General features: G+C 51.0%; 13 protein-coding genes. All 13 read left to right on the top strand.

Going from position 1 to position 11,350, the window contains the following annotated elements; genetic code table 11:
- Positions 1–8 precede the first annotated feature (8 nt).
- The 13 genes from AF_RS04910 (at position 9) to AF_RS04850 (ending at position 11,348) form a co-directional block, all read left to right on the top strand.
- The gene (locus tag AF_RS04910; RefSeq protein WP_231487637.1) at positions 9–188 is read left to right on the top strand and encodes a hypothetical protein; all 180 of its coding nucleotides are present in this window, start codon (positions 9–11) and stop codon (positions 186–188) included.
- The gene (locus tag AF_RS04905) at positions 188–1,783 is read left to right on the top strand and encodes a sodium:solute symporter family protein (protein ID WP_010878469.1); all 1,596 of its coding nucleotides are present in this window, start codon (positions 188–190) and stop codon (positions 1,781–1,783) included. Before AF_RS04910 ends, AF_RS04905 begins: the two co-directional genes overlap by 1 nt.
- 229 nt (positions 1,784–2,012) lie before the next feature.
- The gene (locus tag AF_RS04900) at positions 2,013–3,155 is read left to right on the top strand and encodes a thiolase domain-containing protein (RefSeq protein WP_048064660.1); all 1,143 of its coding nucleotides are present in this window, start codon (positions 2,013–2,015) and stop codon (positions 3,153–3,155) included.
- 10 nt (positions 3,156–3,165) lie between these two features.
- Positions 3,166–4,368: a thiolase domain-containing protein gene (locus tag AF_RS04895; protein ID WP_010878467.1), complete on the top strand. Its 1,203-nt coding sequence runs from the start codon at positions 3,166–3,168 to the stop codon at positions 4,366–4,368.
- A gap of 4 nt (positions 4,369–4,372) precedes the next feature.
- Positions 4,373–4,903 (top strand): Zn-ribbon domain-containing OB-fold protein, encoded by a 531-nt coding sequence (locus AF_RS04890; RefSeq protein WP_010878466.1) that lies wholly within the window; start codon positions 4,373–4,375, stop codon positions 4,901–4,903.
- Positions 4,904–4,905: 2 nt separating this feature from the next.
- Positions 4,906–5,370 (top strand): Zn-ribbon domain-containing OB-fold protein, encoded by a 465-nt coding sequence (locus AF_RS04885; RefSeq protein WP_010878465.1) that lies wholly within the window; start codon positions 4,906–4,908, stop codon positions 5,368–5,370.
- Positions 5,371–5,387: 17 nt separating this feature from the next.
- Positions 5,388–6,572 (top strand): acyl-CoA dehydrogenase family protein, encoded by a 1,185-nt coding sequence (locus tag AF_RS04880; RefSeq protein WP_010878464.1) that lies wholly within the window; start codon positions 5,388–5,390, stop codon positions 6,570–6,572.
- A 4-nt stretch (positions 6,573–6,576) separates the two neighbouring features.
- Positions 6,577–7,356, top strand: a complete 780-nt coding sequence (locus AF_RS04875) for an enoyl-CoA hydratase/isomerase family protein (protein ID WP_010878463.1) — start codon at positions 6,577–6,579, stop codon at positions 7,354–7,356.
- A 38-nt stretch (positions 7,357–7,394) separates the two neighbouring features.
- Positions 7,395–8,525, top strand: a complete 1,131-nt coding sequence (locus AF_RS04870) for an ABC transporter substrate-binding protein (RefSeq protein WP_231487676.1) — start codon at positions 7,395–7,397, stop codon at positions 8,523–8,525.
- On the top strand, positions 8,522–9,238 hold the full coding sequence (locus tag AF_RS04865) for a branched-chain amino acid ABC transporter permease (protein ID WP_048064311.1): 717 nt from the start codon (positions 8,522–8,524) through the stop codon (positions 9,236–9,238). The genes AF_RS04870 and AF_RS04865 overlap by 4 nt, the downstream gene beginning before the upstream one ends.
- Complete coding sequence (locus AF_RS04860) at positions 9,226–10,083, top strand: ABC transporter permease subunit (protein ID WP_010878460.1); 858 nt, start codon at positions 9,226–9,228, stop codon at positions 10,081–10,083. Before AF_RS04865 ends, AF_RS04860 begins: the two co-directional genes overlap by 13 nt.
- The gene (locus AF_RS04855) at positions 10,067–10,705 is read left to right on the top strand and encodes an ATP-binding cassette domain-containing protein (RefSeq protein ID WP_010878459.1); all 639 of its coding nucleotides are present in this window, start codon (positions 10,067–10,069) and stop codon (positions 10,703–10,705) included. The genes AF_RS04860 and AF_RS04855 overlap by 17 nt, the downstream gene beginning before the upstream one ends.
- A complete protein-coding gene (locus tag AF_RS04850; RefSeq protein WP_010878458.1) occupies positions 10,683–11,348 on the top strand; it encodes an ABC transporter ATP-binding protein in 666 nt (221 codons plus the stop codon). The genes AF_RS04855 and AF_RS04850 overlap by 23 nt, the downstream gene beginning before the upstream one ends.
- Positions 11,349–11,350: the final 2 nt, after the last annotated feature.

Raw genomic sequence — 11,350 nt, 5'->3', positions numbered from 1 at the left:
GTTTGGTAGTGTACTACGGCTTTGTGGCACTTTGCTGGATTGGGGAAGCGACTGCAGGGATAAACCACATACCGACGGCAGCTTTCTGGTACGCGTCGTTCCTAGGGACGTTCTTGATACCGCTGTTCATGTCGATAATATACTTCTACTTCCCGGAGAAGGCTGAAGAAGCGAGAGGTGGTTCGTAATGGCTCAGGTGGAGGCACCGGTCATAGGAATTACAGTGCTGTACTTCCTGGCCATAATTATAATAGGATACTATTCGAGGCAAAGGCTGAAGAGCGCTACAGACTACTACGTTGCTGGAAGGCAGGTTGGCGCTGTTGTTAACGGTCTTGCACTGGAATCTACTTACCTGAGCCCTGCTTCGATGCTCGGACTACCGGCATACATCTTCATCCTCGGCTACCCCTTCTGGTGGGCGATGTCGGCCATAATTGCTGGAATGCCCATTGCAACTCTGCTGACAGCATCAGCACTGAGAAAGTACGCACCAACAAGCTTTGCTGACTACTACGCTGACAGGTACAACGACCAGAGGCTCAGATGGCTTGTGGGTATAGTTACAGTGATTGGTGCGGTGCTCTACATAACGCTCTCGCTTGTGGGTATGGCCCTCTTCCTGTTAGCTGTCGCAAAAGTGCCCTACATCATTGGACTGATAGTTGGAACGATTATAGTGATGCTCTACGTTGTGTGGGGCGGAATGATAGCAACGAGCTGGAACGCTGCCTTCCAGGCGTTCCTGATGACTGTTGCTGCAGTTATTGCTGCTGCAGTAATTGTTATCAAGCTCGGAGGACTTGGAGGATTTTACGAGGCTGTTTTGGCCAACAATCCCAAGTTCTGGAACACCCCGAGCGACCCTGAGCCACCCCACCTCCTCAGCGGAACGTGGATTGCAGTTATTGGCTGGTTCTTCGTCTGGCACTACGGATTCGCAACGATGCCCTACACCGTCGTGAGGTTCTTCACAACCATGGACATCAAGACCGCAAGAAGAAGCATTTTCTGGTGCACTCTCGCTGCAGGCATTTTCTACATGGCTCTGGAAATTATCGGTGCTGCCTCAAAGCTTATGATTGAAACAGGCCCGATGGGAGGAGAGGGAGCCAATGCGGTCAAAATCCTTCAGAGCTACATGGCCCAGTATGGAGTTGGAGGGTGGACTGACTACTCAATGATTGCAGCAGTTGAGGCCTTACAGAATCCATGGGTTCTCGGTATCCTCTGTGCTGGCGGTTTAGCAATTGCAATGTCAACTGCAGCAGGATGGGTTATGGTTGTCAACACTCTTCTGACAAGGGACTGGGGAGACATGCTTCTGAAGAGCAAGTTTGCTAAGGAGAAGCCGGTGACTCTGGCCAGGATAATCTCAGTAATATTCCTGATCGTGGGATTCCTCGTTGCCATCAACCCGCCGGGACTTGTGCTTGACCTGTCAGGATGGGCATTCGTCGTCATCATCTCCGCCCTCGGTCCAGGACTTGTGCTGGGACTGTGGTGGAAGAGGGCAACGAGAGCGGCGATGTGGACAACAGCAATAGTCATGACCCCACTGCACCTCTACGCATGGCTGAAGGCAAAGCTCGTGCTCGGGCATCATGCCTTCTTCTTCCTCAACGACGTGCTGTTTGGCAACGCAAAGGCCCTGATTACGCCACACCAAGTCTGGGCAATTCCAGTGGGCTTCCTGCTGTTCATCATCGTGTCTCTCATAACCAAGCCCGTTGAGGAGGAGGCTGTACAGAAGTACTGCGTTGAGCTGACCAAGGAGGTTTAAATTTTTATTTTTATATTTTTGTTTTTAACACGCTGTTTTTAGCGTACTGTATTTAGCTTTAATGTCAATAATTAATTACGAGAGCAAATGAAAAATCTAAACGCGTAAAAATTGAATATATCAAGTATTAATTGGAACAAATTCGGTACAGGCGGATTATCTATTTTTAAATCGGCACATTACGTAAAATTTAAGTATTAACGAAATGCAAAGAATAATTGGTGATGGAATGGTAGCTGTTGTGGGAGTTGGTTATGCGGGTTTCAACTCCACCACGCCCGACCTGAGCTGGAAAGAAATTATGTACGAGGCTGCGGTCAGAGCCTACACCGATGCTGGCATAAATCCGCGCAGGGATGTGGACAGCTTTGTAACGTGTGCTGAGGACATATACGAGGGCTTTGCCATTTTCGACGAGTTCGTCCCGGACCAGCTCGGAGCGGTGGTGAAGCCGACGTGCACCGTAACGGCAGACTTCCTCTATGGCGTTGCGACGGCATACATGCACATAAACAGTGGGCTGGCGGACATCGCAGTTGTTGAAGCCCACAGCAAGGCGAGTGACATTCAGACATTTGGCAATGTTGTTAAGTTTGCGATGGACCCGATATGGCTGAGGAACGTTGGAAATGCCCATCCATATTACCTCGCTGCTCTCGAAATGTTCCAGTACATGGCTGAGAGGTGTCTCAGCGAGGAAGACGTGGCAAGGGTTGTAGTGAAGAACAAGAACAACGCCCTGCTCAATCCTGCAGCCCCTTACGCTGCAAACGTAACTCTTGACGACGTCATGGCGAGCCCTAAGCTCTTTGACCCCATGAAAAAGATGGAAATAGCTCCTCTTGCTGACGGCTGTGTTGTCTTTGTCCTTGCAAGCGATGAGGTGGCGAGGAAGCTGACAGACAACCCAGTCTGGGTTAAGGGAATTGGATGGTGGAGCGAAACCTACGGCTACGATACTGCGAGCTTCTCTGCAATGTATGCCTACAAGGCAGCAAAGATGGCCTACAAGATGGCGGGAATAGCCAATCCCGCCAAGGAGGTGGACTTTGCTGAGGTTGACGACAGGTTTGCCTTCAAGGAGATGCAGCACATCGAAGCATTGCAGCTTGCTGGCAAATTCGACGTTGCAAGGCTTATGGCTGAGGGCTACTTCGACAGGGATGGTGCCAAGCCGGTAAACGTTTCTGGAGGAAGTCTGGGAGTTGGCAATCTGCTGGAGTGCACAGGAGGGCAGAAAGCTTTAGAGGTGGTTCTGCAGCTTCGCGGTGAAGCGGGCAAGAGGCAGCTTAGCGATGTGGAGGTTGGAGTGGCTCAGGCATGGCGCTACCTGCCGACGCACAGCGGTGCTGTAGCAGTTTTTGGTGTGTAAGGTGGTGGTTATGGAAGTTGAGAGGATAAGCGGTTTGAAGTTTCACAAGAAGCAGGATGTGGCCATTGTAGGAGCGGGAATGACCACCTTCAAGAGGAGGCTCAATGAAACGGGAAGAGAGCTGAGCTACCTTGCTGTAAAGCAGGCTTTAGAGGAGGCTGGCCTTACGATTGACGACATTGAGATGGTGGTGATGGGCTCTGCACCAGACGCCTTCGATGGCTTCCACATGAAGGGAGAGTACCTGCTCGACGGCTCTGGTGGGAGTAACCGCCCTTACATGAGAGTTTTCGTCGGTGGTGGAACTGGAGTCTTTGCCCCAATCGCTGGCTACTGGCACGTTGCAAGCGGTTTAGCTGATGTCTGCCTTGTCGTTTGCGAGGAGAAGATGTCTTCAGTCCATCCCCATCCCCAGTCGGCTTTCAAGTACATCTGGGACCCCATCCTCGACCGCCCGCTTAACCCCAACCTGATATGGATTTTCGCACTCGAAATGCGCCGATACATGCACGTCCACAACATAAAGCACGAGGATATCGCTTTGGTTTCTGTCAAGAACAAGGCAAATGCTTTGGATCATCCGTGTGCTCAGGTGGCGGAAAAGATTACTGTTGAGGATGTTCTCAACAGCGAGCCGATGGCATTGCCCGTGAGAAGGCTCGACGTCTCACCGCCATCAGACGGAGCTGCAGCGCTGATAATGGTCGCCCCGCACATTGCGAGGCAGCTAACCGACAACCCAGTCTGGGTGACGGGAGTTGGCTGGGCCCTCGACACGACCTGGTGGACCAACAGAGACCTCTACTTCCCGCGCTATGTGGCTGAGGCTGCGAAGATGGCTTACAGGATGGCCCACATCACTGACCCAAGAAAGGAGATTGACGTTGCTGAACCCTACGACCCCTTCGACTACAAGGAGCTGCACCACATGGAGGGATTGGGATTGGCGAAGAAAGGTGAGGCTCCAATTCTGACAAGGGAAGGAGTTACGCAGAGAGACGGTGACTTGCCCACCTGCCCGTCAGGAGGTCTGCTTGGTGTTGGAAATCCAATTGCAGCTACAATGGGTGTTAAGGCGTGCGAAATCTACTGGCAGCTCGCCTACAGGGCTGGAAAGAGACAGGTGGCGAAGGAAGTCACAACAGGAGTATGTCAGGCATGGGGAGACCTGATGCAGGTTGGAACTGTTATGGTTATGTCTAACAAGAGGTGATAGGATGGCTGTAGGCAAAAAGGATATTGAGTGCCCTCCCTATGCTGAAGGCACACCGCTAAGCGATGCGGATATCAAGGAAAAGAGGGTTACCTACGTTGAGGACCACCCTGACATCCGCTACTCGTGGACTGCAGGACAGGCGATAAGCAAGTTTCTTAACGGCCTGAAGGAGGGCAAAATTTTGGGTGTGAAGTGCAACAAGTGCGGTAGAGTTATGGTTCCACCCAGAATGTTCTGTGAGCTCTGCTACAAGCCCATCGACGGATGGGTTGAGCTTAAAGATACGGGGACGGTTGAGACCTTCTCTATATCCTACATCGACCCCGATGCGAGGCCACTGCCTGAGCCGGTTATTGTTGCAGTGATTTCCATAGATGGAGCCTCACCGCACATGGGAATCATGCACATTCTCGATGAAGTGAAGCCTGAGGACGTTTACATCGGAATGAAGGTCAAAGCAGTGTGGAAGAGCGAAGAGGAGAGGGAGGGAGCGATTACAGACATTAAGTACTGGAAGCCGTTGGAGGGGTGAAGATGATAGAGAAGATTGTTAATCCCAAGGAGTTGAGGCACTGGGATGGTAAAATAGAGCTTTACTGGATTTACACAAGCGGCAAAGCGGGAGACGAGTTCTTCAAGAAACTGAAGGATGAGGAGAAGTTTATTGCAGCGAAGTGCAAAAAGTGCGGAAAGGTTTACTTCCCGCCCCGCATCTACTGCGAGAAGGACTTCAGCGATACTGAGTTTGTGGAGGTTAGTGGGGAGGGATGTGTGAGAGCCTTCACCGTTGCAAGGCTCGACGCCTACGAGAACCCGCTTGAGAAGCCCGAGATTTACGCTGTAATTGACATTGACGGCACTGATGGTTGTCTCATCCACCTACTCGGCGAGGTGGAGCCAGAGCAGGTTGAGGTGGGGATGAAGGTAAAGCCCGTTCTGAAGCCAAAGGAGGAAAGAGAGGGCAAAATCACCGACATCCTCTACTTCAAGCCCCTTTAATTTTTTGAGGTGATTTTATGAATTTTGAGCTTAGCGAAGAGCAGAGAATGATTGCAAACGCTGCGAGAGACATTGCAAAGGACTTTCCGCCCGAGTACTGGAGGGAGAAGGAGGAGAATGGTGAGTTTGCGGAGGAGTTTTTCAAGGCGATAAGCGATGCGGGCTTCATGGGCATTGTTATTCCAGAGGAATACGGTGGTGGCGGCTACGGGATGACAGAGCTGCTCATTGCAATGGAAGAGCTCGCTGCCAACGGCTGCGGGATGGCTGGAGTCTGGTACATGGTTCTGACGGAGGTTTTTGGTGCCCTTACCATCGTCAGACACGGAACTGAGGAGCACAAAGAGAAGTATTTGCCGAAGATTGCCAAGGGGGAGATGGAGTTCTGCATGGCCTTAACGGAGCCTGATGCGGGCACAAACACTTTGGCAATAAGAACCACTGCCGTGAAGGATGGTGACGAGTGGGTTATAAACGGAAACAAGATTTTCATCAGCGGGGCGGACAGGGCGAAGGGAATGCTCATCATCGCCAGAACGACGCCGAGGGAGAAGGCTGAGAAGAAAACTCACGGCATAAGCCTTTTCCTTGCTGATCTTCCCAACGATGCAGTTAAGGTTAACCCAATTCCAAAGCACGGGATAAACTACTCAAAGACCTGCGAGGTGAGCTTCAACAATTTGAGACTGCCTGAAAACGCCCTCATCCCGCCCCTCGATGGCGGGTGGTATCACCTGCTCGACACACTCAACCCTGAAAGAATGAGCTTCACAACTGCTGCCATCGGCATCAGCAGATTGGCAATAAGCAAGGCTGTTGAGTATTCAAAGCAGCGCAAGGTTTTTGCAGACCCCATCGGGAGCTATCAGGGCCTGCAGTTCCCCTTAGCTGAGGCTTACGCTACCCTCGAATGTGCGGAACTGATGAACTTCAAGGCAGCAACTCTCTTTGATCAGGGGGCACACTACAGAGAAGTTGGGGCTGCTGCCAACATGGCTAAAGCTGTGGCTGTTGAGGCTGGCATTAAGGCGGTTTACTGGGCAATGCAGACCTTCGGCGGCTACGGCTACGCTAAAGAGTACGACGTGGAGAGGTGGTGGAGAGAAATCAATCTGATTCGCCTCGCTCCAGTGACGCAGCAGATGGCGCTGAACTTCATAGCGGAGCACATCCTCGGCATGCCGAAGAGCTACAGGACGTGAAATTATGGCTGCAGTTGAATACAGAGAGGAAGACGGAGTTCTGTGGGTGAAGTTCAACCGTCCCGAAGCGCTCAACGCTATAAACAAGGACTTCGTTAAAGGGCTGAGAGAAGTCGTTGATTATGCGAGGAACAACAAGACTGTGAGAGTTATCGTCCTCACTGGAGAGGGGAAGGCCTTCTGTGCTGGAGCGGACATAAAGATGTTCTCTGAATCCTCCCATTTTGTTGCGAGAAGCACAATTGAGGAGCTCGGCAAAGTTCTTGAGGAGATGGAGGATTTGGAGGTGCCGGTGATAGCAGCCATAAACGGCTTTGCCCTTGGTGGGGGCTGTGAGATTGCGATGGCGTGTGATATTATAATAGCAAGCGAGAGGGCGAGCTTCGGTCAGCCTGAAATTAACCTCGGCATCATTCCCGGAGCGGGAGGAACGCAGAGGCTTGCCAGGATAGTGGGCTGGAAGAAGGCCATGGAGCTCTGCCTCACGGGAGAGAGAATCTCCGCAGAGGAAGCCTACAGGCTCGGCTTGGTAAATAAGGTTGTGGAGCACGATAAGTTGATGGATGAAGCAAAAAAGATGGCAGAGGTCATCAAGAGCAAGTCTCCCTACGCAGTAATGCTGGTTAAGCAGGCCGTGAACAGGGGCTTCAAGATGGGGCTGAGAGATGGTATAATGTATGAGAGGGACCTCTTCGCCCTCTCCTTCTCATCTCCCGATGCGGAAGAGGGGATAAAGGCCTTCGTGGAGAAAAGGAAAGCTGACTTCAGGAGGGAGAGGGAGTGAAAGATTTTAGAGTTGTATTTTCCCTTATTTTATTGACTGTGTTTATCCTTGGTTGCACACAACCCGCTCAACCTACCCAGCCCCAACCTGAGGAGAAAATAAAGGTTGGAGTTCTCATCCCCGAAACTGGCCTTTATTCCTCCGCCGGAGTTGCGATGAAGAATGCTGCTGAGCTTGCTGCTGAGCATGCCGGTAATGTCGAGCTTGTTTTTGCCGACTGCGGCGACTCTCCAGAAAAGGCGAAAACTGCCTTTGAGTATTTAGTCTCACAGAAGGTTGATGCTGTTGTTGGGGCATACTCAAGCCCGCAGGCAATGGTTGTTGCCGATGCTGCTGGGGAAAACAAGGTTGTTTATCTGGTTAGCGTGGCATCGACGGGTGTGATAGAGAAGAAGGTTACAGAGGGGAACAGGTACGTTTTCAGAACTGCTTACAACACCACATACTGGGGTGTTCTGGCTGCTGAGTTTCTCAGCTTATCGAAGCCAGATAAATACTACTTCGTCGGCTACGACCCGCTGAAAACCTTCAATCAGGGAATGCTCGCAAAAATCAATGAGCTGTATGGAGAGCCTGAGCTGGAGGTTTACTACAAGTCTCCAAGCGTCTCGCCTGATGACTACAAGAATGTTGCGAAGCAGATTGCTGAAAGGGCTGGCGAGAGGGATGCAATAATCCTTGGTGACCCCGGAGGAGTTTCAATTAACTTCCTGAAGGAGTACAGGGCGAATGGGGGTAAAGGCATAATTTACTCTGTTGGAGGTGCCCTCGCTTTGCCCGCAACTCTGAAAAAGCTCAATGCTGGCTACACTGCCTTTCAGGCCGCTGCGCTTGAAGAGACGGAGAAAACCGATTTAACTGCCAAGTACTTTGCCGACTACAAAGCAAAGTTTGGGGAAGATGCCAACAACTACGCAGGGCTGCTCACCTACGACTCCATAATGATTCTCTCGCAGGCCTTCGAAAAGGGTGGAAAGGAGAAGCTTATCGAAACGCTTGAATCAGGAAGCTTTAAGGGAGCTGCTGGGATTTACAGGTTTAACGAAAACCATCAGGCGCTCTGGGGAAGCGAGGAGCTGAAGGGAACGATTGGAGAGTTCGTTAACGGCAAAGTGGAAGTTGTTTATCCGCCCGAATTTGCCACCTCACAAGTAGTGTGGCCGGAATGATTTCAGCAGTTTTTACAGCAATTTTTTTATCCTTTTTCGCCTCTGCAGTAATCCTGAACTACAAGCTCGGCAGAATGCTGAACCTCACCTTTGCATCCCTCTTTACGCTGGGAGCTTACCTCTACCTTGCAGTTGAGGAGCTATCTGTGCTTGCATCACTTCTGGCAGGATTTCTGGTTGGTGCCATACTTTCGAAGTTAACTGAAAGGTTGTCTGTGGGCGAGGCTACCGTGGTATCTCTGGGATTTGCCATTGCCATTGAGGAGCTACTCAGAATTCTATTCAGAAGTGCCTACTATCAGATTGTGGAGGCGAGCTACTTAGAATTTTATGGGGAGACTCTGGAAATCCACGAAATCCTGAATGCTGCTGTTTTATCTTCTCTTCTCGTGGTTTTTGGCCTGATACTGAATTCAAGAAGAGGGCTTGAGCTGAAGTTCATGGAGGAGGACTGGGAGTTGGCGGAGATTTACGGAGTCAGGACGGAAAGAATAAGGCTTATTGCTGTATCTCTTTCGTCGGCTTTGGTCTGCCTGAATGGTGCTTTGCTTTCCCCCACCCACATCCTTCATCCGGCGATGGGCTGGAGCGTTATGGTTGTTGCAGTAATTGTAGCGTCACTTGCAGCAGCAGCGGGCAACACCTTCAGGAAGTACGCAGCAACCTTCCCCATCGCCCTCGCCTACTCAATTCTGGTGGGGTGGTTGCCCTGAAGGCAGAATTGCTGCTCCTCGCCCTTCTGATTCTTCTGCCAGCAACCTTTCAGAGCAGCTTTGCAGTATCGGTTGCAGCTTTGGCGATGATTTACTCCACCCTATCGCTTTCATGGTACTTCATGGAGAGAAGGGCAGGCTGGGTCAGTCTTTCTCACTCAATCCCCTTTGGCCTCGCAGCCTACTGCCTTGCCATAAATCCCTTCCTGATTTTACTCTCAGTCGTTGCCTCTCTCCTCATCTTTCTTGGCTTGAGTAGACTCGGCAGAGAGAACTTTCCCTTTGCAACCTTTTTCACGGCAGTCATTTTCTGGTACCTCTCCCACTACATCGTAGTTGAGAAAAATGGGGAAATGGTTGGTGGTGAGGAGGGTTTTGGCTTTACATCAATTGGCCTCCTTAACTCCTACCTCCTCGCCTCCCTTCTTTTGACTCTTACGGTTTTTTTCCTGATGGCAGTAAAGAGGTCGGCTCTCGGCCTTAAAATCGAGGCTGTTAGGGATGATGAGGTCGCTGCGAGGGCGGTGGGAATTGACGTTTTGAAAATCAGGGCTGTGAGCTTTCTGATTTCCGTGATATTGGCAACTCTGGCTGGGGTTTGCTACCTGCTTTACTTCGGCCATGCCTCGCCTGAAATTTTCTCGATGGAGGTTGCTCTGCTTCCCTACATAGCAACTCTAATTGCAGGAAAAAGGCTGATTTCGCCTGTAGTTGGTAGCTACGTTGTTGTGGTGGTTTCAAGGGCCTTTTCGGGAGTGCTGCCTGAAGCCCATCTCTTGCTTTACGCTGCGGTGCTCATTCTCTCCCCAAAGCTGAGCAGGTGGTGGAATGCTCAGAGTGATTGACCTCTCAAAGGTTTACAACGGAAATGTGGTGTTGAGGGGAATAAATCTTGAGGTAGAGGGATTTGTTGGAATTTTCGGGCCAAATGGTAGCGGTAAGTCCACACTTCTGAAAATCATAGCCGGACTTGAAAAGCCCACCTGCGGGAGGATAATTTTTGAGGGAGAGGACATAACGGCGATGAAGGCGGAGAAAATTGCCAGAATGGGAATATCAATGGTTTTTCAGATTTCAAGGCCCTTCAAGAATTTGAGCGTTGTGGAGAACATTGCTACACCTCTTCTGCTCTCAAAGAGATACAGAGAGGCAATGGAGAGGGCGGAGGAGATTTGCGAGTTTGTCGGGCTCGATGCTTTAAAGGAGGAGAGGGCGGGGAAGCTATCTCAGGGGGAGCTTAGGTTGCTGGAAATCGGGAGGGCTTTAGCGATGCAGCCAAAGCTTTTGCTCCTCGATGAGCCCTTTTCGGGGCTTGATGTGGAGAATGCGAGGAGAGTCAGGAGGATTCTCAGGAAGATTAAGAAAGAGGGGGTTCCAGCGTTGATTACCGCCCACAGAATGAAGCTTTTAAGGGATTTAGCTGACAAAAGCTACGAGATGAGGGGTGGAAAGCTTGCTGAAGGCTGAGAATATCAGTGTAAAGCTTAACGGGAGGGAGATTTTAAAAAAGGTCACCTGTTGGGTTGAGAGGAGAGAGATCATGCTTGTTCTCGGCCCCAACGGAAGCGGCAAGTCCACACTGCTGAAGGCGATGATGGGGGTGGTGGAGCATGAGGGAAGGGTTTTTCTTGATGGGGAAGATGTGACTGCGCTGAAACCATCTGAGAGGTTCAGGCTTGGTTTAACTTTGGCCCCTGAGAGGCTGAGGGTGGCGAAGAAGCTTACAGTTGAGGAGAACCTCGCCATTGCTGGGGATGTTGAGAGGGCCTTTGAGCTCTTTCCAGAGCTTAGGCCGCTGGCGAATAAGAGGGCTGGAAAGCTCAGCGGTGGGGAGAGGCAGATGGTGGTGCTGGCGAGGGCTTTCATCTCCAATCCGAAATACCTTCTTCTTGACGAGCCCTTTCAGGGTCTCTTCAGGGAGGTCAGGGGGAGAGTTGTTGAGCTAATTCACGAAGCTTCAAAGAAGAGCGGGGTGGTGGTTGTTACTCACGACGAAATAAACGAGGTCTTTCCTATGTCGGAGAAAACCTGCGTTCTTGTTGGTGGAAAAGCCATTTACTTCGGGGAGGGTGATGGAGCGGAGAAGCTTGTTAAGGAAATGTTCATGTAATA

The organism is Archaeoglobus fulgidus DSM 4304 (genome assembly GCF_000008665.1).
GTDB lineage: Archaea > Halobacteriota > Archaeoglobi > Archaeoglobales > Archaeoglobaceae > Archaeoglobus > Archaeoglobus fulgidus.
Note: the sequence above shows the minus strand (reverse complement) of the source record. Positions and strands in the feature narration are given on the sequence as shown.